This is a genomic window from Glaciecola punicea ACAM 611 (genome assembly GCF_000252165.1).
Taxonomy (GTDB): domain Bacteria; phylum Pseudomonadota; class Gammaproteobacteria; order Enterobacterales; family Alteromonadaceae; genus Glaciecola; species Glaciecola punicea.
In genome coordinates this window covers 137,596-159,321 of record NZ_BAET01000013.1, presented here as the reverse complement: position 1 = coordinate 159,321, position 21,726 = coordinate 137,596, and the positions used below count along the sequence as shown (strand labels likewise).

The window sequence follows — 21,726 nt, the reverse complement described above, 5'->3', positions numbered from 1 at the left end:
ATTAACTCCTTACCGCAATAGCGACTTTGTCAACACCAGCCTGTTTAACCTGATCCATTACTTTGATTACTACACCATGTTTCGCTTTCACGTCTGCCTCTATGTATACGGCATCAGTAGGCTGCTCTAACAATAATTTCTCTACGTTAGGCCTGACTGCTTCTAGCGAAATTTCACGGCGATCAATCCACACTGCACCATCTTCAGTGACCGCAATAAAAATATTCGCATTTTTGAATTTAGTTGCAGTTATGCCTTCAGGTTTGTTTACGTCAATACCGGCTTGCTTAACAAATACTGTTGTTACAATAAAGAATATGAGCATGATAAACACAATGTCGAGCATTGGCGTCATATCAATTGCTGCATCATCTTGAAGTTCTCTAACTTTACGTCCCATAACAACCTCTCTTAATTATGTGGCAAGCTGTCGACTAACTGCTCTTTCAAATTCTTAGCTTTTGCTTCAATGCGTGAGCTTACAAATAATCCAGACAGAGCTGCAACCATTCCTGCCATTGTGGGAATAGTTGCCATCGAAATACCCGCAGCCATCAATCTTGGGTTACCAGTACCTTGGGTGGCCATTGTCTCAAATACGCCAATCATTCCTGTTACAGTACCTAATAACCCTATTAGAGGACACATTGCGACTAAAGTTCTGATTATTATCAGTCTAGCGGTCAAACCGTCAGAGGCTTGTGAAATCCATGCCTCACGAATTCTATGTGCATGCCAAGAGGTAGTGTCAACTCGCGCTTCCCAATCATCAATAATTTTCTTTCTTATTGGTGGAAAAACCGACGTTAAATACCAATAGCGCTCTATCATTAATGCCCACATTAAGAAGAGAGCGCCGGCAACAAAATACAGTACGTCGCCTCCTGCTGACAAGAATTCTCTAACCGTTTCCCATAAGCCTACTAGGAATAACATATTATGCTTTCTCCGACTCTGCATGCGCAGCGATAACGCCTGCAGTCTGCTCGTCAAGTATGTGAACAATCGACTTAGCACGACCTGCAACAATGCTGTGCATCAGTATTAGCGGCAATGCTGCGATTATACCTTGGGCAGTGGTTACAAGTGCCATAGAAATCGAACCCGCCATAATGCGTGGGTCACCCGTTCCAAACAAGGTTATTTGTTGGAACGTCGCAATCATCCCTATAACCGTACCTAGAAGACCTAACAGCGGTGCAATTGCAGCAAATATCTTAATAATATTGACCCCTGCATCTACCCGCGGTAGCTCTTTGAGAATGGCTTCATCGAGTTTTAACTCTAACCCTTCTACATCAGCTTTTTTGTTGGCATTGTAAACAGTTAATATACGCCCTAGTGGGTTGGCATTGGATGGATTGTCGATGTTGTTCATTTGTTTTCTCATTTTGCCACTAACAATCGTTAGCTGAACAATTTTAAAAACACCAATTGATAAACCAATTGCTAACATAACCGTGATTATATAACCAACTAAACCACCTTGATGGTAACGGTCAGACATGGTGGCTTTTTGCTTGAACAAGTTTAGTATCACGCCACGTGATGGGTCAACAAACGTCGGTATAAATCCACTAGTGGCATTTAATAAGTTTTGTGTTGATGCTACCTGGTGCCCGTCCGGCTGGCGACCTAAAGGACGGATAGTCTGTGTGGCTTCATCAAACACTAAATATCCCTGTTCACCAATTAAGTTGAACGTACCCACGCGTAACACTTCTTGAGACGACGAACCACCTGTTAAATCGACTACGTCAGCAGTGAATTTAGATATTTGGCCAGACTCAGTCATTTCAGTTTGCAATGAAATCCATAGCTCTTCTAACTCACGAATGTTAGGAAGGCCCTTAGAGTCTTGTGCCATTTCTTGTAGAAACGACTCACGACCTGGAAATTCAGCACTAACTATAGAAGTTGATATGGTGCCGTATGCATCGGCTGATGCCTGGCGTACTACGCCAAACATTTCACCTAAAGTACCGCTTGCTTGGTCTAACTCAATTTCTTTGTCTATGATGGTTTGTTCGTTTGCGGCAAATTGTGCGCCTAAACGATCACCACGTTGCTCTTCATCTCTTAATTGCCCTTGAGCTCTGCGCAAAAGTGCCTGCTTGTCAGCGCGTGCACTGGTAAATTCTGCCTCACGCTCTTGATTAACACGTGCTTCAGACACACGATCATTTTTAACTTGGTTAAGTAATTCTTGCAAACTAGTTGGTGCCGGTGCTTGTGCACTGGCCATACTCGCCATCAAAGTGATAGAAGCAGTTGCGATAAGCGCTTTTATTGTTGTTTTCATTTACCTTACTCCGCCGCTTTGATTGGTAATTTAATTAAGTCTTCGGGTACTAGACCCCCTGCCATACGGGTTGCTTGAATAACTGAATTGAGATATTCATCGCCTAACTTTTGCCAGCTTCTGGTGTCATTGTCCCAAGCCCAAGCTGTTTGCTGATCAAGCGTTAACGCTAGCAATGCTGTTCTGCCAAGGTTAAAGAACTCAACTGAAATATCTTCACCGTTTACCTGAATATTTCCTTCGTATGCATTAATGCGGGTGCCGTATGCATTTTCAATTGAGTATGCATCAAGCACTAAACGAAACTGCTCAGAAACAGTGACACTTGAGTTACCCATTACGTCACGTAAACGCTGAACACGATCAAGACGCTCTTGCTTATTGATCGGAACGTCTAGGTTAATAAACTTCTCTAAGCTGTCTATCATGCGGCCCATAAGCGGAACAATATTCTGTTTGGTTTCTTCAATTGAGTCTATTTGACGCTGCAAAGAATCCACCACACGCTGTTGGTCGGTAACCAGCCGGGCAACGTAATCATTGTATATTTTAAGATTCTCTGTTTGATCGACAACCGCGCGATAATCAATCAACAGCTCTTGAGATTGCTCAAAAAGACCATTTATCTTTTCTTGAGACTGAGCCGCTGCCACATGGATTTTACGCTGTTCCGTTTGCACTTCTTCTAGCGGACCGGCAAAGGCCATACTTGCTGATGTAAGTGCTAAAGCACCAACAATGCAAGCTGCGATTTGAGTTCTATTGCTCATTTTGGACATATTCCCAACCATTAAAGTCTGTTGTTAAGGCCACTGTGGGACCTAATAAGGTTTATAGTTATTTATATTTATGCCATTACAAAGTCCGGCACACCTATAAATACTCACAGGATGTTGCATAAATGTCAAGAAACTCGACACCCTTAAACAAAAAAAAGTGTTTATATTTTTCTTGATTTTTAGCTAAAGGTGATTTGTTGTCAATAGTTCATTACCAAGTATCTTGTTAAAACATATTTAGCGTTAACAAATTATTTAGTAAATTGCTTTCGTCGCAGCGCCTTAGCCGATTTTCTTTTGCTTAACCTACGACAAACTACGCTTACACAGCAGTTGCAAAAAAATTCATCAAAATTATCACCGCGCCGTTACACGACTTACACAGCTATATTGGCTTACTCACGCCCGTCAAATGAGAAAACAGATGAAATTAGATGATAATATTCTTAATTATCATGAACATATGGTATTTAAACATATTGTGGAAATGGGGCTGGAAACAGCAAAAGGCCACGACTATTTGGCCGACCTTACCCGTCTAGCTTTGAATCAGCTATCACCACGGTAAATAAGATATGCGCTCGCTGCGGCATTTTACTTACCCAACTCAGAAAGTCAAAAAATGAGGCTCAATGTAATTGGTGCAGTGCAATCCGGTGCAGATTTTTTAGATAAGTTTGACGCTAGCAAGTAAAGAGAAATAAGTGGTGGCAAACCCCAGCCACATCTCGGCACATGAGTCCATTAGTACGGCTGCTCCCTTCCGGGTCTGACCGAGTTCCCAATGTATCATTGCGAGAGAACCAGAGTTTACCATAGAACCTTGAAAAATATTATCAAGGCCGCCGCATTATGCCGAGTTCATGCTGTTTATGCAAGCAGTGACCCTAGTTTTATAAGCCGTAAACGCCTGATTGCACATTATGTATACTAAATTGCTGTTGTGTTTATTGACAAAAAATACTGAGCGCTATAAAACGTACATTTTACGCACAGTATTTTTTAACCTTTACTTGTTTAACCAAATCGACTCGCCGCAATTTTATTAGCAACTTGCTGCGTCGGTAAGCCTTGTTCTTGCGCTTGCTCCAATACCGTAACTACAGTATTGCCAATATTGCTAATCTGATGTTTTAACTTTTCATCGCTGCTATCGTCAAGGGTCTGATGATGAATATCGATAATGCCGCCCGCATTTAACACGTAGTCTGGTACATAAGTAATACGTCTATTCATCAATGCTAAATCCATAGTGCTGTTAGCCAGTTGGTTATTGGCAGCGCCCGCTATGATCTTTGCCTTAAACGCTTCTATTGTATTTTCATTTACTGCACCGCCCAGTGCACAAGGGGCAAACACGTCTACATCAAGGCTATGAATAGTTTTATTATCCACTATGGTAGCGCCGAATTCTTCATGCGCAATTAGTAGGTTTTCCTCGAAAATATCAGAAACGAATATGTGAGCGCCGGCCTGATGAAGGTATTTGGCTAAGCGAAGCCCCACATTTCCAACCCCCTGAATAGCAATAGTTTTACCCTGTAAATCGCTGCCATAAAGATGCTTTACAGCGGCCTTAATACCGCAAAACACGCCGTATGATGTCGATGGGCCTGGATTGCCATCTGGCTGTGTGCCGTCTACTGAGTAGCGCGCTTTATTACCTGACGCGTATTTCGTCTGGCTGGCCATTTGATTAATATCTTGTACGTTTATACCTGAGTCTTCAGCAATAATATAACGACCATTAAAACTATCAACAAAGCGGCCCATTGCCTGCATTAACGCCTCACTCTTATGCTCTCGCGGATTGCCAATGATAACTGCTTTTCCTCCACCTTTCGGTAAATTAGCCATGGCAGCCTTATAAGACATACCACTTGACAGCCTTAACACATCCGTTAGCGCTTCGTCACTTGAGGCATATGGCCACATTCTACAGCCGCCTAAACTGGGGCCTAAATTTGTGTTATGCACAGCGATAATCGCTTTAAGGCCTGTTAATTTATCATGGTGAAATGCAACTTGTTCGTGATTGTCAAAATCAGAGTGTTCAAATAAGGCCATTTTGCTTCTCATTATTTTTACTGTTTCAAGAATCCGCATTGTCTCGGATCTGTTTTCCTCATAGCATCCATTATCACTGCTTTGGTGATCATGATATCTGAAATACCAAAGGATAGGTCTTGCTATTGCACCAGAATGCTAAACGAACATTCACATAATCATATATTTATTTATGATTTATAGGATATTCATCCTATACTAAGGCTATAGGATCCTAACCGTTGTGAGTAACGATTTTTATATACTTAAAATTAACTTAACCTTATTTAAATGATAAACACTATGCAAAAAGAAAATGTGATTATAAAGCTAGATAAATTTGACCGCGAAATACTTCGGGTAATGCAGCGAGATGCGACCGTTTCTATGGCTGAACTTAGCCAGCATGTCGGCTTGTCTCATACACCCTGCTGGCGACGGGTAAAGCGGATGGAGGCCGACGGCATTATTCGCCAAAAAGTCACTTTACTTGACGCCAAGAAACTCAATTTAGGGGTTTCGGTGTTTATTTACGTAACGCTCAAAAATCATGACGGTGATTCACTCACAAAATTCGAGAATGCAGTACAAGACATAAACGAGGTGGTTGAATGTCACACTACCAGCGGCGAAAAGGACTATTTGTTGAAGGTAATTGTGCAAAGTATTGAAGAGTATGAACTGTTACTTAAAACAAAGTTGACAAGTTTGCCACTTGTTGACCATATAAGCTCCACGTTTGCACTAAAGCAAGTGAAAAATACCACCGCGCTGCCTATCTAAACAATCCCTAAATACGCAATATTTAAGGAGCGTCGAGCTGATTCTGTGGCGCGGCGTCGATAAAGGCAGGCAGTTTCTGACAATTGTTATACACTTTATGTATCGTTGGGAACTTGCTCATGTCTACTTCAAATCGTAGCGCATTGTAAACCTGAGGTACTATACATATATCGGCGAGAGTAACATCATAGCCGTATGCATATTTTCCTGCTCTTGTGCCCAATCTGCTTTCTATTGCTTCAAAACCTGCGTGTATCACGTCATGTGACCATTTTGTGACAGCGTCACCGTTGGCATTAAACTCACTTTTTAGTTTATTTAACACACGTAGGTTAGACACCGGCTGTATATCGCAACATACATCTTGTGCGATCATTCTTATGCGTGCCCGGTCCAAGCTGTGCTGAGGTAAAAATGGCGATTCACTTGGATATTTTTCATCCAAATACTCAATTATAGCCAGAGATTGATTCAGTATAACATCTTCATTTTCATCAACAAATGTCGGCACCAACATAGACGGATTCAAGCCTTTGTATGCATCGCCTTTTTGTTCACCACCGCTATTAACAAGATGCACAGGGACATACTCGTATTCCAATTGTTTTAAATTAAGCGCAATTCTTACGCGATAGCTAGCAGAAGAACGCCAATAACTATATAACTTTATATTCATGTTAAATGTCTCGATTGATTTCCTTCCTTCAGTATCACATAAAGCAGGTGCAGGTGCACCTACCCTTAACTACTACTGCATTTTAACCGAGTGTTTACTAATACCATATTCTCTAAGCTTGTTAGCAATGGCGGTATGACTCAAACCTAGTTTTCGCGCTAATTGACGAGTACTTGGGTAAGAAGGATAGAGCCGTTTGAGCATATCCCGCTCAAAACGTTTTACTTCCTGCTCAAGTGTGCCATCGAAGTTTTCATCGATATAAGTCACGCTTGCTGTACAGCTAGGTAATTGAATAGCTTCCTTTGTAATTTCATTGCCGTCTATGAGAGAAATCGCTCTGTAAAGTGCATTTTTTAGCTGTCTTATATTGCCGGGCCAAGGATATGACTCTAAATACTCTATACAAGGTTTACTCAGCTTGGGCGCCTGTATACTCAATTTTTTACTGTGTTGAAGCACAATACTGTTTGCAAGTGGAATAATATCGGCCTTCCTTTCACGCAAAGATGGCACAACTAAACCCAATACGTTTAGGCGATAGTATAAATCTTCTCTGAATGTACCGTCTTGAACGCACTGTGATAGATCCTTACAGCTTGTGCAAATAATACGGCAGTCTATATACTTAACCCGACTGTCTCCAAGTTGATGATAAGTGCCATATTCTAACACTCGCAGTAGCTTCGCCTGCAGGGATACCGACATTTCAGACACTTCATCAAATAATATGGAACCGCCTGCGGCCTGTTCAAACAGTCCCGCTTTACCTTCTGATTCTTCTGCTGAACCCACAGCATAGCCAAAGAGTTCGGTTTCAGCGGCCTCGTCGGGCAAAGAGGCACAATTTAAAGTCACAAACTCACCGTCTGAACGCCTGCTATTATCGTGGCAGGCTTTTGCTATTTGTTCTTTGCCGGTGCCAGTGTCACCCGTGATTAAAATATTGCCGTCTAAGTCAGACATACGCTTGGCTTCTCTGACTACCCGTTTCATAGCGGTAGAATTTGCTTCAAAATTATCAAAGCTCCCCGAGTCAGGTTTTCTAAACGCATTGATTTGAGCGCCTAATCTTACTTCGGATTTTAAGGTTACAACAGCCCCTGCGAGTATATTTTTACCATTGTCAGGAATGTTAACAGGCAACAAATCGGCAATATAGTCTTGCTGAATAAACTGCACTTTGTGCGTTTGCGGGCTGACAGATTTAGAATGTAGCCATTTGGTAAAATTAAAGCCTTCGATTAGATCATCGATATTGAGCTCTCGAATTTCATCTGCCGACATTTCTAAAGTGGAAGCCACCACATCGTTATATAAAATTATTTTACCGTTGGCATCGGTTGAAAAAACGGGGTCAGGCAATGTCTCAAGCAAGGTTCGCAGCTGATTACGCTCACGCTGAATGGGCATGAATGGGGTGGTTCGCACATCTACAATGCCTTCTACTCGGCGTAGTTTTAACATGAGATTTTGAAAATTTGAAAACTCTATGGTGGGGAAATCCAAAAATAGCTTTCCCAATTCATCTATTTCTATTCCACGTAAGTCTATTTCATACTCGTTGAGCACGTCTAGTACATCTTGCGTGATCCCTGTTCTATCTTCGCAGCTAATTTCCAAACGCATAACTGATATCTCCTAGTACGCATGTAAACATATAATTACTTGTATGTTCATGTTTACGAGGAACTCGATAGGCAGATCAAGAAAGAGCGCTGCTAAAGCGCATTATTACTAAACTTTAATGTTTGTTTAAAAGCCTGTAACGCAGCTGTCACAAGCTTTTCACAAAAAGCACGCCGCTCTAACTTATAGCCGGTTGAACACTTACTTTAGGAGCAAATTTAGGCGTAAATAAACCAAGCTTTTTCGCCTCTTCTACCAGCGCCATCAAGTCCATATTGGCCATTTCGTCTAAATCGTTGCCTTGCTCAAGCACGTAATAGATAGGCTGCATTATATCAATTCTATAAGGCGTGCGCATAGCGTCTAAAGGCGTAAGCGGCTGCCTAATGGGTGAGTCAGATTCAAGTGCATGTATGGTTTCACCCGGAGAAGATAGAATACCACCGCCATATATTTGCAAACCCTCAGGCGTACTTAGTAAACCAAACTCTACCGTGAACCAATATAAACGCGCTAAAAACACTCTATCTTCTTTACTCGCTGCCAAGCCAAGCTGACCGTAGGTATGCGTGAAATGCGCAAATGCAGGATTAGTCAATAAGGGGCAGTGACCAAAAATTTCATGAAAAACGTCAGGCTCCTGCAGATAGTCAAATTCCTCTTCACTACGGATAAACGTAGCCACTGGAAACTGTTTGTTAGCCAGTAAGGTGAAGAACTCAGTAAAGTTAATCAGCGACGGTACCGGCGCTGTGCGCCAGCCTGTTGTAGCTAGAAGCACTTTGTCTATATCTTTGAGCTGTGGGATCTCATTAGCTGTCATGCCCAATAAATCAACGCCGTGCATATATTGTTTACATGCTCTGCCCTGAAGAAGTTTCATTTGACGATCGTATAAACTCTGCCAGCGCTGGTTTTCTTCTTTGGACCAATGAATAATACCGTTATTATCGGCCTGTTTGGAAATATATTTTGATTGCGTTGACATAGCCTAAGCACACGCCCTTTTTGTAAAATAATGTGCCCTAGGTATATATCAATAAGGGGGAAAGGGCCTATATATTTGGCGTTACTGCAACTGGTATTACCACGTGTTATTGTAAGGAATTAAATACAAAGCGCGCAGCAATGCTTAAAGTCGGTTTATTTCACGGTTAATCTCAAACTCTTTAGACGTGACATAACTTTCTAGCCTTCTGAGTTTATTTTCGACGTTCTCATACTGCTGCTTTATATCAATAAACGCTTGACGAGGAGGCACCCCAGACTGCCACACTTTTGATTTCACTTCGACTTTATGGTAATCGTCAAAGGGAGAATTTTTAAAACCTTTGCCGTCATAAGTGCTCGTATTTGAGCTTTGCTGAGCATTTACAAAACCTTTATGGCTAGATGTATGCGATTTTGCCCCTGATTTATCTTCTAAAATCAGCCATAACGCTATATAGCCTACTAACACAAATGGTCCTGCTAACAATAAGAAAGCAGTTATGGTCAGAATTCTTACTAACCACGCTTCCATGCCAAAGTAGTCGGCTACCCCTGCACATACACCGCCTATTTTACCATTGCGTTTGTTTCTTAATAGTTCGCCGCGTTTCATGCTCTATTCCTCCAATTTGGGGCCTCGGCATCTAAAATACTTTCGAGGGTTTGAATTCTATCTGCCATAAGTTCAGCCTTTTCAGCTAAGTTCTGCAATGAACGAAGCTCAGTCTCAGATAAGCCTTGGCTGACTTGCTTTTTGCTGCGGTAATGTAATATTAGCCAAATGGGGGCGACGAATATCATAAACACTACAAGAGTTACACCTGTTAATGTAAAAAAACTTCCCACTATCATTCTCCTTCCTTCGTTTTGATAAGGCTATGCATTAAGCTTGCATGCATGAATTTTTTCCTTCAAACATGCTGGCAATAATAACCTTATGCTTTGTTAGCCTGACTTACATCAGATACGCCCGAGGCCTTCGCTTTATTAGCACTCATTCGTTGCTTAAGAGCGGCCAATTCGTCATCAATTTTGCTGTCGGCTTCAAGACGTGCTATTTCGTCTTTTAAAGAGCGCGTGCCTACATCATAAGCTTCTACCTGCGACTCTAAGTCACCAATTTTGCGTTCAAACTGCTCAAAACGTCCCATTGCGTCATCAACTGTGCTTGAGTCAAGGCGCTTTTTGACCTCCAACCGAGAACTTACTGTTTTTTGACGCATAATTATGGTCTTTTGACGACTTTTTGCATCCGCTAGTTTATCTTGAAGCTGACCAGTTTCGGTCTGCAGTTTACTTAGCTCACTATCAATCAACCCTAGTTCATTATTTAAGGTAACTGCTGCTTCAGCCGCTTTCTTACGCTCTTGCAAAGCCGCTCTGGCTAAATCTTCGCGCTCTTTGCTTAAGGCGAGTTCTGCCTTAGCTTCCCAGTCAGCTGCTTGGCTTTCATATTTGTTGATTTGATGCACTACATCTTTTTTGTTAGCAATGGTCTTTGCCGATGCAGAGCGCACTTCTACCAAGGTATCTTCCATCTCTTGAATGATTAAGCGTACCATTTTTTCTGGATCTTCAGCTTTATCTAATATAGCGTTGATATTCGAATTGATGATATCAGTAAAACGTGAAAAAATTCCCATGGTGCAATACCTCTTTAGTTGATGCTTAAAATAACAATTCGCGATAAATCACAATTTGGTATCATGTCTTGTCTATTTAGTGCTTATACAATATGCTTGCCAACTTACTAAAAACCAGTAAATATATGATTTAGTTACATAATATTATTTTTAGAATTTAACAGGCAATTCTCTAACTTTTAAAGTACACTAAGTTTTAGTTATTTTGACCAAAATACTTAGGCTTTATTATGAGCATGTTCAAACAAAACGATAATTTGATTGGCCAAGCCAATAGCTTTTTAGAAATACTCGAACAAACCTCCATGGTGGCTCCCTTAGACAAACCTGTATTGGTAATAGGCGAGCGCGGCACAGGCAAAGAACTCATTGCTGCTAGGCTGCACTTTTTGTCAAAGCGCTGGGAACAAAATTACGTAAAATTAAACTGCGCAGCCTTAAACGACAATTTGCTTGAGTCCGAGCTATTTGGTCATGAAGCCGGCGCATTTTCTGGCGCTAGCAAACGCAGAGAAGGCCGCTTTGAATATGCTGACCAAGGCACTTTGTTTTTAGATGAACTAGCCAATACTTCTACCTTAATTCAAGAAAAGCTGCTTCGCGTAATAGAATACGGTGAATTTGAACGGGTGGGCGGCTCACGCCCAGTAAAAGTAGATGTGAGAATAATCGCTGCCACCAATGAAGACCTGCCTTCCTTAGCCCAAGCAGGTGACTTTAGGGCCGACCTTCTAGACCGCTTAGCCTTTGATGTCATCACCATTCCGCCGCTGCGCGAGAGAAAAGCCGATATTATGATGTTAGCAGAGCACTTCGCTATCAATATGGCAAGGGAGCTCGAACTCGAGCTGTTTGCAGGCTTTAGTAAAAAATCTCGCGACCTTTTACTTGATTACAATTGGCCAGGCAACATACGAGAATTAAAAAACGTGGTTGAACGAGCGGTGTATAGAACACCGCCCAACGTACCCGTGCATGATATAATATTGGACCCTTTTGATTCTAAATTTCGTCCTTCATCGCGCGCTAAGTCTGCCACAACAAATGCCGCAGCAACACAGGATCTTATGCCCAAAAAACCTAAGGCAAGCGCCGATATTGTTGCTGCAACGGACCTTTTTAAAGGTATTTTTCCTGCTAATGACTTTGAGTTTCCGGTAGATTTGAAACAAACTTCTCAAGACTATGAAATTAGTATGCTGCAGCAGGCACTTAAAGATTCGCAATATAATCAAAAAAAGACTGCAGAAAAATTGTCGCTGACATATCATCAGCTAAGAGGGTACTTGAAAAAGTATAATCTACTTGAGAATACTGAGTCAATGTAATGTCTGGCAAGGGTGGTTTATTACATGAGCGTATTAATAGCATGACTATTTGCGGGGATCGCGGCTTTAATATCAGCAATTTCGGCGATTGCACAAGCCGGTTTATGAGGTATTTGTGCCGCGTACTGTGCGCTATTTTTTTATTAGCAGGCTGTGGTAAACAAAGTAATATAAACGATGACGCCATTACTTTTTGTTCGGAGAGTAACCCCACTTATTTTAATCCCCAGCTTGATACTTCAAGTACAACCGCCGACGCGTCTGCTCATCAGCTATACGATCGCCTACTGGAATTTAATCCCACAGATGGACGCATTGAGCGAGGTCTTGCTAGCAGTTGGCTAGTAAGTAACGATGGTTTAACCTACACTTTTCAACTACAGCGCGACGTCGCTTTTCATCAAACTGACTACTTTACACCAACGCGCACCTTCAATGCAGACGACGTTATCTTTAGTATTAACAGATGGCGCCTAGCGTCACACCCCTACCACGAAGTAAGCGGTGGCATCTACCCCTATTTTGATAGCCTGGGTTTAGATAAAACCATTAAAGATGTAAAACGCATCAATGGCTACAGAGTTGAAATTACTTTATACACACCCGACAGTGCATTTTTGGCCAACTTAGCCACCGACTTTTCAGTTATCTTGTCGCAGGAGTACGCGCAAAACTTACTCGAAATTGGCACGCCCAGTAAAATTGATTATTATCCAATAGGCACCGGCCCTTTTAAATTTTCCGTATATAAACAAAATCAATACATACGGTATATCCGCCACCCCGATTATTTTCTGCCAACCACAGGGGCTGAACACCTTATTTTTGATATAACACCTAAACCGTCTTTACGTATGGCTAAATTGATTACCGGTGAATGCGATGCCATTGCATTCACCTCACAGAGCGACCTAGCCGTTATAAGCGAGCGAGACGACTTAACCCTGTTGGAAAAACCCGGCCTAAACATCGGCTTTTGGGCCTTTAATACTAGCAAAGCCCCTTTTGATGATCCCAAGGTTCGCAGAGCATTGGTGCTAGCGGTCGACAAAACATCCTTACTAGAAGCGGTCTTTCTAGGTCAAGCCACGCGGGCAAAGAGTCTTATACCGTCGGCGTCGTGGGCTTATCAAAGCGACGCCCCAGAGCTTGGATATAACCCCGTGCGAGCCCGAGAATTGTTAGATGAAGCTGGATTACCAGACAGTTTTACCATGGACATATGGGCTATGCCGGTACAGCGAGCTTATAACCCTAATGCGATGAAAATGGCGCAGCTCATCAAAAGTTACTTGAACGAAATTGGCATCACCTTAAATATTATCAGCTATGACTGGAACATATTTAGAGAAAACCTAACCTTAGGCATGCACGACAGTGTGTTAATAGGCTGGAATGCAGACAACGGCGACCCCGATAACTTTTATCGCCCCTTGCTAACCTGCGATGCTATACCCTCTGGCACCAATCGTGCCATGTGGTGTAATAAAGACTTTGACGCACTAGTACAACAGGCCTTATTGACCGACAACTTTGAAAAACGTAAACAAATATACAAGCAAGCCAACGAACTGTTGTTTGCACAAATGCCGCTAATGCCTATTGCCCATGCTTATCAATACCAAGCCTTACGCAGTGATATAACCGGCATGGAAATTAACCCATTTGGCGGCATTGGCTTTGACAATGTAGAGCGCATGCCATGATAAAGCTCTTCATTCGCTACATTAATTTAATGGTGATAACCATATTTGCTTTAGTTTTACTCTCGTTTATGCTGCCTTTCTTTTTCCCGGGCGATTTACTCACCAATATTTCTGGCATTACCCCACAAAGCCTTGAGCAAAGACAAGCTTTGGAGAAAGCGTTTGCGTTAAATGAAAGTATTTTTGTTCAGTTTCAAGTATACCTTTCTAACTTTTTTGCAGGCGACTGGGGCGTTAGCAGCGTATCGCAGCTAAATTTATATGACGAAATAGCTTACGCTTTTCCAGCGACTTTGGAACTAATGCTATACGCTCTTTTTGTGGCCACTTTTGTGGGTATTCCGGTAGGCTTTTTATCAGGGTTAAAACACCATAATCCAGCCGATATGGGCGTAGTGACGTTTAGCATTGTGGGCTATTCCTTTCCTGTATTTTGGCTCGCGCTGGTATTTATCACTCTGTTTTGCCTGCAGCTTGAATGGCTGCCCATGAGTGGAAGAATCGATTTATTGTTTGAAGTTAAACATATCACGGGCTTCGTGTTTATAGACATTATACTGTCAGATTTGAACAATACAAAAGAGGCCATAGAAAATGCGTTTCGCCACGCGATACTGCCCACTTTGTCGATATCGATTGTGACCACTTGTTTGTTTATTCGCTTTACCCGCCGCTCTATAATGGATGTTATGCAAAAAGGCTACATAATTGCAGCAAAATCGCGCGGGTTTACACAATGGCAAATTTTCATCAAACACAGCTTTAAAAACGCCTTAATTCCCATATTGCCTATATTAGCGCTGCAAATTTCAACATTAGTCACAAACGCAATGATTGTAGAAACGATATTTTCTTGGCCTGGAATAGGTAACTGGCTCATTCAGGCGATTTATCAACAAGATTATCCGGCTATTCGCGCCGGTATGTTGGTGGTGGCGTTATTTGTGTTAACGTTAACCATTACTCTTGAATTCATTACTCGAGCCATCGACCCAACTAAGGACGAAACAGCCCGTGCAGCGGTTTGATTTATACCAAGAAGAGTATCATGCTTCACCGCTTGAAAACGTGTGGATAGAGTTTAAGCGCAGCCATTTGGCCGTAGTTGGCTTGATTTTTATTATCATATTTTTGCTGATCACGGTGCTGGTGCCTATCGTGGCACCATATAACCCTGATCTTCAAAACACCAATGCATTATTGCTGCCGCCGGCGTGGGAAGCCAGCGGTTCTGTTTCCCATTTGCTTGGGACAGACGCGCTTGGGCGCGATGTATTTTCACGTTTACTGTATGGCATTCGGGTAACCTTGGGCAGCAGCTTATTTATTGTGTTTGTGGCCATGATTATTGGTGTAGGCGTTGGCGCATTGGCGGGTTTATTAAGGGGTGTGCGTTCAAGCATAGTGAATCACCTATTTGACTCTATAATGTCTATTCCCACCTTACTAATCGCTATAATAGTCGTGGCTATAATGGGCACTGGTTTGTACAACAGCATGTTTGCTATTACGCTTGCACTTATTCCCCAATTTATTCACCAAACCCGAAGCTTTGTGAAAGAAGAGCTTAGCAAAGACTATGTATTATTAGACAAATTGGACGGCGCCGGCTCAGTGCGCATCTTTTTCACCTCTATTTTACCGGGCATGTTTGAACTAATTGTTATACAGGCCACCATTGCGTTATCAATCGCTATTTTGGACATTTCAGCCTTAGGATTCTTGTCATTAGGTGCCCAAAACCCTACGATTGAACTGGGCCAAATGCTGTCACAAAGCCTTAATGCCGCTTACGTAGCGCCTTGGCTGATTGCCCTGCCCGGCTTGGTTATTTTTATGATGGTGCTATCGGTGAATATTGTGGGTGAAGGCCTGCGCAGCGCACTACGAAATAGGTTTAAACACTAATGGCCTTACTTGACATCAAAAACCTCACGCTTTATCTAGACGGGCCAGGCGAAACAATCAAGGCGCTTGAAAAGGTCACCTTCACGCTACAAGAAGGTGAAATAAAAGCACTGGTGGGCGAGTCGGGTTCAGGCAAAACCTTGGTGGTAAAAGCTATTATTGGCGCCCTGCCCGAACATTGGCGAGTAAAAGCTGACCGTTTAACCTACAAAGGCCAAGACTTGCTGAAAATGAATTACGAGCAGCGCCGGCAAATAATGCGCCGCGAAATTGCAGTAGTTTTTCAAGAGCCCACCTCCTCACTCGACCCGTCTGTGAAATTAGGCGAGCAGATACAAGAGAGTATTCCCGATGAGTTTGTCACTAAAAAGTGGTTTTGGGAGCGCAACAAGCAGCGAAAAGAAATAGCCACTGGTCTACTGCATAAAGTGGGCATAAGAGAGCATGATCGCTGGATGAACTCCTATCCCTATCAATTACCGGCCGATGTAAGCCAAAAAATAATGATTGCCATGGCGCTTGCGTCAGAGCCGCGTATTTTAATTGCCGATGACTCAACCCGCGGTATGGAAAGTACCACCAAAACGCAAGTGCTAAAGCTATTGTTAAAACTCAACAAAACGAAAAATTTGTCTATTTTATTTGTGAGTCATGACCTACTCGCTATTACCACTATTGCAGACACCATAACCGTACTTTACTGCGGACAGACGGTTGAGTCGGGTAAGGTAAAATCTTTATTAAAACGCCCGCTTCATCCCTATACAAAAGCACTTTTAGACAGCGTGCCAAGCTTTCAAAGCGCCTTGAAAACAAAATCCCCCTTAACAGCCTTAAGCGGCACAATTCCCAGCCTGCAGCATTTGCCAGCAGGCTGTCGCTTAGGACCACGCTGTCCTAACGCACGAAAAAAATGTGTACAGGTACCTATAATGCGCAGCATTCAAGGCCATAATTATAGCTGCCATTATCCACTGCACTTACCAAAAGCTGGCAAGAAGGACCCTACAGACGACAAGTTCGGTGAGCAGGACCCGATAAAGTTCAACCTTATTAATCCTGCTTTAGAAGAGGATAGCGCCGATGACTAAGATACTCTGCGTCAAAGATCTTAGCTATACCAACAGCAGGAAAACAGGCTTGTTTTCAGCACCGCGCACCTTTGTGCTTGGCCCTATTAGCTTTGACATGGTGAAAGGCGAAACCATTGCCATTATAGGCAACAACGGCGCAGGAAAAAGCTTAACGGCAAAAGTATTGGCCGGCGCTATACGCCCAAGCTCAGGCAGTATTACCTTCATTACCGATGAAACAAGCCAGCAAAGCTCACATTCACACCCCATACGCATGATACTGCAGCACAGCAGCAGCGCCATGAATCCCGCGTTGTCTTTAGGCAGCGTGCTGCACAATACGCTTAAACTCAATACCCGTTTGGATGAAGCCCAGCGCCAAGAAAAAATTAAAGAAACGCTTAAGCTCGTTGGGCTATTACGCGACCATTATTATTATTATAGCCATATGATGTCGGACGGGCAGCAGCAGCGCGCCGCCCTCGCCCGCGCCCTCATCCTTGACCCCAAAATTATAGTTGCCGACGAACCCTTTGCCGCGCTTGACCCTTCGGTTCGTTCGCAAACCGTTAATCTTATTTTGAAGCTGCAGCATGAGCTTGGCTTAGGTTTTGTGTTTATATCGCATAATATTGGCATAGTGCGTCATATAAGTGACAGGGTGCTGGTGATGGATAAAGGGCAAATTATTGAGGCGGGTAGAACCGAGGAGGTGCTTGCTGATCCCAAAGAGGTGTTAACGCAGAAGTTGGTGCAGTCGCATTTTAGTTTGGTGGAGCGGCATGCGAGTTTAGTGTAATCTCAGCCCACAACATAGCAAATATATTATCATTTCTATCAATCATGGGAGCCTGATAGCCCTTTAGACATCCGTCTATAAATGTTTCAGTTAATGTTTGCATAATCAAGCCTGCTTGCACAAAACGCATTTTTATTAATCACTTATCGGTCGCAAACGTAAATACTTTATTTCATGTACTATTTTGTCAAGCTAACCCACCAGAGCCAACAATATCCCTGCGGCAACCGCGCTCCCCAACACTCCGGCAACATTTGGCCCCATAGCATGCATCAGCAGGAAGTTATGCGGATTTGCCTCTAGGCCAACTTTGTTCACCACACGTGCCGCCATAGGCACCGCAGAAACGCCAGCAGCACCTATTAACGGGTTTATGGTTTCCTTGCTGAATTTGTTCATAACTTTAGCCATTAACACCCCAGCAGCAGTGCCAATTGAAAAAGCCACCGCGCCAAGCGCCAAGATCCCTAGGGTCTCTACCGTCAAAAAAGCTTCAGACGATAGTTTAGAACCCACGCCTAAGCCTAAGAATATGGTTACGGTGTTAATAAGTGAATTTTGCACGGTGTAGCTTAAGCGTTCTACCACGCCGCTTTCTTTGAGTAAGTTACCAAAACAAAACATACCAACTAAGGGCGTAGCGGTGGGTAAAAGTATTAACGTTAATATTAGCACCGCGATAGGAAATAAGATCTTCTCTCTTTGCGATACCACACGCAACTGCTTCATTTCTAACTTACGTTCTTCAGGGGTAGTCAGTGCTTTCATAATCGGCGGCTGAATAATAGGCACTAATGCCATATAAGAATAAGCAGCAACAGCAATAGCGCCTAATAACTCTGGCGCGAGCTTTGAGGCTAGAAATATAGCAGTAGGTCCATCGGCCCCGCCGATTATAGCAATAGCTGAGGCGTCTTGAAGGGTAAAATTAAAGCCCGGTAGGCCGTTTAACAAAATAGCCCCAAACAATGTCGCAAATATACCAAACTGCGCCGCAGCGCCTAACAAGAGCATTCGAGGATTAGCGATAAGCGCGCTAAAGTCGGTCATTGCGCCAACACCCATGAATATGAGCAGTGGAAATACGCCTGTATCTACCCCTATATAATAAATATAATGAAGTATACCACCTACTTCGCTAAACCCCGCTAATGGAATGTTTGTTAACACCGCGCCAAAGCCAATGGGCAGTAATAACAGCGGCTCAAATTTTTTCACAATGGCAAGGTATAATAAACCAAGACCCACCAGCATCATGATAATTTGGCCTATTTCAAAGTGCGGCAAGGATGTGCTTTGCCACAACATAGCTAGCTTTTCCATATTAGCCTACCAACATCATAGTTTGGCCTACCTGCACAGCGTCGCCTTCTTTTACGCTTATGTGGGTCACGGTGCCGCTAACGGTGCTGCGCACTTCGGTTTCCATCTTCATGGCTTCGAGTATTAAAATTACGTCACCTTCCTCTATGAGCTGCCCATCATCTACTATTACTTTAAATATGTTGCCTGAAAGGGGTGCTTTTATATCGGTACTGTTGGCACTATGAGAGGATGTTTGCGCTGCGCTGTGCGAAAGCTCATTGGTGGGAGTAGATAAATGCTTGCGTGAAACATGCGTTAATTCGCCACCGGCTGCCACCTCTACATGGTAAACCTTGCCGTCTACTTTCACCGCGTAGCTCGCAGCGTCAGACGCAAATGGCGCAATGTCTTGGCCGCTAAGCGCCTCTGGTTCGTTTGATGGCGCAGGTTCAAATGCAGATGGGTTATCGCGGTTTTCAATAAACTTTAAGCCAATTTGAGGAAACAAAGCATAGGTAAGTACATCGTCAATACTGTCACTGGCTAAACGTAGGTTTTTCTCTTTGGCAATAACGCTCAGCCCGGCTTCTAAATCATGCAGTTCGCCCGGGATGTTGTCGGCTGGACGACAGGTAATCGGCTCAGCGCCTTCGAGTACTCTAGCCTGCAGCTCTTTATTTACCGGTGCAGCGGTTGCGCCATATTCGCCTCTTAACACGCCGGCAGTTTCTTTGGTAATAGATTTATAGCGCTCACCTGTTAATACATTAATGACCGCTTGGGTGCCTACAATTTGTGAGGTAGGTGTGACTAATGGAATAAAACCAAGATCTTCACGCACGCGCGGGATTTCAAGCAACACTTCATCAAATTTATCTTCGCCACCCTGCTCTTTTAACTGGCTTTCCATATTCGTTAGCATGCCGCCTGGTACCTGCGCGGTTAAAATGCGCGCGTCTACGCCTTTTAGGCTGCCCTCGAATTTGGCGTATTTACGGCGTACACCCCTAAAATAGGCTGCAGCTTCAGCCATAAGCGGCTTGTCTAAGCCTGTATCACGAGCAGTGCCCTCTACAATAGAGGCTATGGTCTCTGTGGGGGTGTGGCCGTAAGTCATGCTCATTGAGCTAATGGCGGTGTCGAGCATATCTATGCCGGCGTCTATTGCCTTTTGGTAAGTGGCAGTGCTTAGCCCGGTTGTGGCATGACACTGCATGGCAATAGGCACTTTTATGGTGGCCTTAAGCTCAGTAATGAGTTCTTCGCAGTCGTAAGGTTTGAGCAAGCCTGCCATGTCTTTTATGCATATTGAATCAACGCCTAAGTCTTCAACTTGTTTAGCCATGTCTAGCCAAAACTGTAGGGTGTGCACCGGGCTTATGGTGTAAGCCAGTGTGCCTTGCGCGTGTGCGCCCACATCTTTAGTGGCTTTTATCGCAGTGGTTAAATTGCGCACATCGTTCATGGCGTCGAATATTCTAAATACGTCTACGCCGTTTTTGTGCGCGCGCTCTACAAACTTGATGACGACGTCGTCGGCGTAATGGCGGTAACCTAGCAAATTTTGACCGCGCAATAGCATCTGCTGCTTGGTGTTAGGCATTGCTTTTTTAATGGCGCGAATGCGCTCCCAAGGATCTTCGCCTAAATAGCGGATGCAGGCATCAAAAGTAGCCCCACCCCACGACTCCATCGACCAATACCCTACTTTGTCTAGGGTTTGGGCAATGGGCAGCATGTCATCTAAGCGCAAACGAGTGGCAAGTAAAGACTGATGAGCATCACGAAATGCAAGCTCGGTAATTTTCAACGTTGTAGACATCAACACTTCCCTTTTTAGTAAATTTTATAACGGTGGCCAAAACATTATTATTTTTATATTAGCCTTTACGCCTGTGTGCATTTACCGCCGCAGTAATAACCGTGACAATGCTTGGGTCTACTGTCGTTTCAGTTGTATTATTTTTATTCTGCTGGGTGTATTTTGGTTTTTTGTGATGTGAAACTGCTTCAGGCTCCGGAAATACTCTAGCAAACCATGCAATGCTGTGTATGCCGCCAATAAGCAGGGTTAAAAAGGCAAATACTACGCTCATGCCTACTGCAAATAATACTGCTGCTTGTGCTAATTGATCCGTCATCATAAGTTATGCTCCTATATTTAAGGTTACGAATGCTAGGCTACCTTTATGAATACTTATTAACGCGATGAGCCCACCAAACTTGATAATTATACATACCTCTGCGCAGCTTCACTTTGCGGGTCTAGGCCATGCGAATTTAAGCTCTGCTCGTCTACGCTGTTATGTTTTACGCATATAGTTTACACAGCTGTACTATATGAAGTTCAATGAACATTGAATATCACGAGAATTGCTAAAAAACAACGAAAAAACTTTATAAACATACGGCAAATCAAGTTTATTATGCAGTTATCCATAAAGTTAACAACACTCAATGCCTTAACAGCATTAAATCACAGGCACAAAAAAACCACCCGGAGGTGGTCTATAATGATTGGCGCGTGCGGAAGGATTCGAACCTCCGACCGCCTGGTTCGTAGCCAGGTACTCTATCCAGCTGAGCTACGCACGCGCAAAAATGGTACAACTTAAAATCTTTTACTCTGCACCTTCAATGTACAGACCCATGTGTTAAAAAAATTGGCGCGTGCGGAAGGATTCGAACCTCCGACCGCCTGGTTCGTAGCCAGGTACTCTATCCAGCTGAGCTACGCACGCGCAAAATCTATACAACAA

At 43.2% G+C, this 21,726-nt stretch carries 21 protein-coding genes, 2 tRNA genes and 1 other RNA gene; 7 read left to right on the top strand and 17 right to left on the bottom strand.

Translation table 11 applies throughout. The features are described from left to right. Nucleotide 1: 1 nt before the first annotated feature. The 6 genes from GPUN_RS06845 to GPUN_RS06820 all read right to left on the bottom strand — a co-directional run bounded on the left by GPUN_RS06845 (nt 2) and on the right by GPUN_RS06820 (nt 5,148). Complete coding sequence (locus GPUN_RS06845) at nt 2-400, bottom strand: ExbD/TolR family protein (protein WP_006004833.1); 399 nt, start codon at nt 398-400, stop codon at nt 2-4. Nucleotides 401-411: 11 nt separating this feature from the next. Beyond that, the gene (locus GPUN_RS06840; protein ID WP_006004832.1) at nt 412-936 is read right to left on the bottom strand and encodes a MotA/TolQ/ExbB proton channel family protein; all 525 of its coding nucleotides are present in this window, start codon (nt 934-936) and stop codon (nt 412-414) included. Between the two features lies 1 nt (nt 937). Then, nucleotides 938-2,302 carry a MotA/TolQ/ExbB proton channel family protein gene (locus GPUN_RS06835; RefSeq protein WP_006004831.1) on the bottom strand — a complete coding sequence of 455 codons (1,365 nt, stop codon included), beginning with the start codon at nt 2,300-2,302 and terminating at the stop codon, nt 938-940. Nucleotides 2,303-2,307: 5 nt separating this feature from the next. After that, the gene (locus GPUN_RS06830) at nt 2,308-3,072 is read right to left on the bottom strand and encodes a DUF3450 domain-containing protein (protein WP_006004830.1); all 765 of its coding nucleotides are present in this window, start codon (nt 3,070-3,072) and stop codon (nt 2,308-2,310) included. 721 nt (nt 3,073-3,793) lie between these two features. Then, nucleotides 3,794-3,890, bottom strand: an RNA gene (ffs, locus tag GPUN_RS13915) — signal recognition particle sRNA small type. Between the two features lie 208 nt (nt 3,891-4,098). Further along, complete coding sequence (locus GPUN_RS06820; protein WP_006004828.1) at nt 4,099-5,148, bottom strand: Glu/Leu/Phe/Val dehydrogenase dimerization domain-containing protein; 1,050 nt, start codon at nt 5,146-5,148, stop codon at nt 4,099-4,101. Nucleotides 5,149-5,451: 303 nt separating this feature from the next. On the opposite strand from GPUN_RS06820, the gene GPUN_RS06815 reads away from it, so the two are divergent. Next, nucleotides 5,452-5,910 carry an Lrp/AsnC family transcriptional regulator gene (locus GPUN_RS06815; RefSeq protein ID WP_040520558.1) on the top strand — a complete coding sequence of 153 codons (459 nt, stop codon included), beginning with the start codon at nt 5,452-5,454 and terminating at the stop codon, nt 5,908-5,910. Nucleotides 5,911-5,932: 22 nt separating this feature from the next. Here GPUN_RS06815 and maiA read toward each other — a convergent pair whose 3' ends face one another. From maiA to pspA, 6 genes are all read right to left on the bottom strand, one after another. Beyond that, nucleotides 5,933-6,586, bottom strand: coding sequence for a maleylacetoacetate isomerase (maiA, locus tag GPUN_RS06810; RefSeq protein ID WP_006004826.1), 654 nt, complete (start codon nt 6,584-6,586; stop codon nt 5,933-5,935). 72 nt (nt 6,587-6,658) lie between these two features. Next, complete coding sequence (gene tyrR, locus GPUN_RS06805) at nt 6,659-8,215, bottom strand: transcriptional regulator TyrR (protein ID WP_006004825.1); 1,557 nt, start codon at nt 8,213-8,215, stop codon at nt 6,659-6,661. 178 nt (nt 8,216-8,393) lie between these two features. Next, nucleotides 8,394-9,203 (bottom strand): phenylalanine 4-monooxygenase, encoded by an 810-nt coding sequence (phhA, locus tag GPUN_RS06800; protein WP_006004824.1) that lies wholly within the window; start codon nt 9,201-9,203, stop codon nt 8,394-8,396. A 144-nt stretch (nt 9,204-9,347) separates the two neighbouring features. After that, nucleotides 9,348-9,818, bottom strand: coding sequence for a PspC domain-containing protein (locus tag GPUN_RS06795; protein WP_006004823.1), 471 nt, complete (start codon nt 9,816-9,818; stop codon nt 9,348-9,350). Further along, nucleotides 9,815-10,057 carry an envelope stress response membrane protein PspB gene (gene pspB / locus GPUN_RS06790; RefSeq protein ID WP_051987306.1) on the bottom strand — a complete coding sequence of 81 codons (243 nt, stop codon included), beginning with the start codon at nt 10,055-10,057 and terminating at the stop codon, nt 9,815-9,817. The genes GPUN_RS06795 and pspB overlap by 4 nt, the downstream gene beginning before the upstream one ends. An 83-nt stretch (nt 10,058-10,140) precedes the next feature. Continuing rightward, nucleotides 10,141-10,848: a phage shock protein PspA gene (gene pspA / locus GPUN_RS06785; protein WP_006004819.1), complete on the bottom strand. Its 708-nt coding sequence runs from the start codon at nt 10,846-10,848 to the stop codon at nt 10,141-10,143. A 230-nt stretch (nt 10,849-11,078) separates the two neighbouring features. Between pspA and pspF the strand changes: the two genes are divergently transcribed. From pspF to GPUN_RS06755, 6 genes are all read left to right on the top strand, one after another. After that, the gene (pspF, locus tag GPUN_RS06780; RefSeq protein ID WP_006004817.1) at nt 11,079-12,176 is read left to right on the top strand and encodes a phage shock protein operon transcriptional activator; all 1,098 of its coding nucleotides are present in this window, start codon (nt 11,079-11,081) and stop codon (nt 12,174-12,176) included. 104 nt (nt 12,177-12,280) lie between these two features. Beyond that, complete coding sequence (locus GPUN_RS06775; RefSeq protein WP_040520552.1) at nt 12,281-13,882, top strand: ABC transporter substrate-binding protein; 1,602 nt, start codon at nt 12,281-12,283, stop codon at nt 13,880-13,882. Then, a complete protein-coding gene (locus GPUN_RS06770; protein WP_006004815.1) occupies nt 13,879-14,910 on the top strand; it encodes an ABC transporter permease in 1,032 nt (343 codons plus the stop codon). The genes GPUN_RS06775 and GPUN_RS06770 overlap by 4 nt, the downstream gene beginning before the upstream one ends. After that, nucleotides 14,897-15,790, top strand: coding sequence for an ABC transporter permease subunit (locus GPUN_RS06765; RefSeq protein WP_006004813.1), 894 nt, complete (start codon nt 14,897-14,899; stop codon nt 15,788-15,790). Before GPUN_RS06770 ends, GPUN_RS06765 begins: the two co-directional genes overlap by 14 nt. Next, complete coding sequence (locus tag GPUN_RS06760) at nt 15,790-16,881, top strand: oligopeptide/dipeptide ABC transporter ATP-binding protein (protein WP_006004811.1); 1,092 nt, start codon at nt 15,790-15,792, stop codon at nt 16,879-16,881. Before GPUN_RS06765 ends, GPUN_RS06760 begins: the two co-directional genes overlap by 1 nt. Beyond that, nucleotides 16,874-17,662, top strand: coding sequence for an ATP-binding cassette domain-containing protein (locus GPUN_RS06755; RefSeq protein ID WP_006004809.1), 789 nt, complete (start codon nt 16,874-16,876; stop codon nt 17,660-17,662). Before GPUN_RS06760 ends, GPUN_RS06755 begins: the two co-directional genes overlap by 8 nt. Before the next feature lie 192 nt (nt 17,663-17,854). Here the strand turns inward: GPUN_RS06755 and GPUN_RS06750 are convergent, their stop codons facing one another. From GPUN_RS06750 to GPUN_RS06730, 5 genes are all read right to left on the bottom strand, one after another. Continuing rightward, nucleotides 17,855-18,985: a sodium ion-translocating decarboxylase subunit beta gene (locus GPUN_RS06750; RefSeq protein ID WP_040520487.1), complete on the bottom strand. Its 1,131-nt coding sequence runs from the start codon at nt 18,983-18,985 to the stop codon at nt 17,855-17,857. Nucleotide 18,986: 1 nt separating this feature from the next. After that, the gene (gene oadA, locus GPUN_RS06745) at nt 18,987-20,789 is read right to left on the bottom strand and encodes a sodium-extruding oxaloacetate decarboxylase subunit alpha (protein WP_006004803.1); all 1,803 of its coding nucleotides are present in this window, start codon (nt 20,787-20,789) and stop codon (nt 18,987-18,989) included. A 58-nt stretch (nt 20,790-20,847) separates the two neighbouring features. Beyond that, nucleotides 20,848-21,111, bottom strand: a complete 264-nt coding sequence (locus GPUN_RS06740; protein WP_006004801.1) for an OadG family protein — start codon at nt 21,109-21,111, stop codon at nt 20,848-20,850. 374 nt (nt 21,112-21,485) lie between these two features. Further along, nucleotides 21,486-21,562 (bottom strand) — tRNA-Arg (locus GPUN_RS06735). A gap of 69 nt (nt 21,563-21,631) precedes the next feature. Then, nucleotides 21,632-21,708, bottom strand: a tRNA-Arg gene (locus GPUN_RS06730). Between the last annotated feature and the right edge of the window lie 18 nt (nt 21,709-21,726).

Bases quoted from the DNA above. Each gene is read 5' to 3' on its own strand.
- GPUN_RS06845 (WP_006004833.1), bottom strand. From the start codon at position 400: ATGGGACGTAAAGTTAGAGAACTTCAAGATGATGCAGCAATTGATATG.
- pspF (WP_006004817.1), top strand. From the start codon at position 11,079: ATGAGCATGTTCAAACAAAACGATAATTTGATTGGCCAAGCCAATAGC.
- GPUN_RS06755 (WP_006004809.1), top strand. From the start codon at position 16,874: ATGACTAAGATACTCTGCGTCAAAGATCTTAGCTATACCAACAGCAGG.
- tyrR (WP_006004825.1), bottom strand. From the start codon at position 8,215: ATGCGTTTGGAAATTAGCTGCGAAGATAGAACAGGGATCACGCAAGAT.
- GPUN_RS06840 (WP_006004832.1), bottom strand. From the start codon at position 936: ATGTTATTCCTAGTAGGCTTATGGGAAACGGTTAGAGAATTCTTGTCA.
- GPUN_RS06795 (WP_006004823.1), bottom strand. From the start codon at position 9,818: ATGAAACGCGGCGAACTATTAAGAAACAAACGCAATGGTAAAATAGGC.
- phhA (WP_006004824.1), bottom strand. From the start codon at position 9,203: ATGTCAACGCAATCAAAATATATTTCCAAACAGGCCGATAATAACGGT.
- oadA (WP_006004803.1), bottom strand. From the start codon at position 20,789: ATGTCTACAACGTTGAAAATTACCGAGCTTGCATTTCGTGATGCTCAT.
- GPUN_RS06740 (WP_006004801.1), bottom strand. From the start codon at position 21,111: ATGATGACGGATCAATTAGCACAAGCAGCAGTATTATTTGCAGTAGGC.
- GPUN_RS06835 (WP_006004831.1), bottom strand. From the start codon at position 2,302: ATGAAAACAACAATAAAAGCGCTTATCGCAACTGCTTCTATCACTTTG.
- GPUN_RS06830 (WP_006004830.1), bottom strand. From the start codon at position 3,072: ATGAGCAATAGAACTCAAATCGCAGCTTGCATTGTTGGTGCTTTAGCA.
- GPUN_RS06760 (WP_006004811.1), top strand. From the start codon at position 15,790: ATGGCCTTACTTGACATCAAAAACCTCACGCTTTATCTAGACGGGCCA.
- GPUN_RS06770 (WP_006004815.1), top strand. From the start codon at position 13,879: ATGATAAAGCTCTTCATTCGCTACATTAATTTAATGGTGATAACCATA.
- GPUN_RS06750 (WP_040520487.1), bottom strand. From the start codon at position 18,985: ATGGAAAAGCTAGCTATGTTGTGGCAAAGCACATCCTTGCCGCACTTT.
- GPUN_RS06775 (WP_040520552.1), top strand. From the start codon at position 12,281: ATGAGGTATTTGTGCCGCGTACTGTGCGCTATTTTTTTATTAGCAGGC.
- GPUN_RS06820 (WP_006004828.1), bottom strand. From the start codon at position 5,148: ATGGCCTTATTTGAACACTCTGATTTTGACAATCACGAACAAGTTGCA.
- pspB (WP_051987306.1), bottom strand. From the start codon at position 10,057: ATGATAGTGGGAAGTTTTTTTACATTAACAGGTGTAACTCTTGTAGTG.
- maiA (WP_006004826.1), bottom strand. From the start codon at position 6,586: ATGAATATAAAGTTATATAGTTATTGGCGTTCTTCTGCTAGCTATCGC.
- pspA (WP_006004819.1), bottom strand. From the start codon at position 10,848: ATGGGAATTTTTTCACGTTTTACTGATATCATCAATTCGAATATCAAC.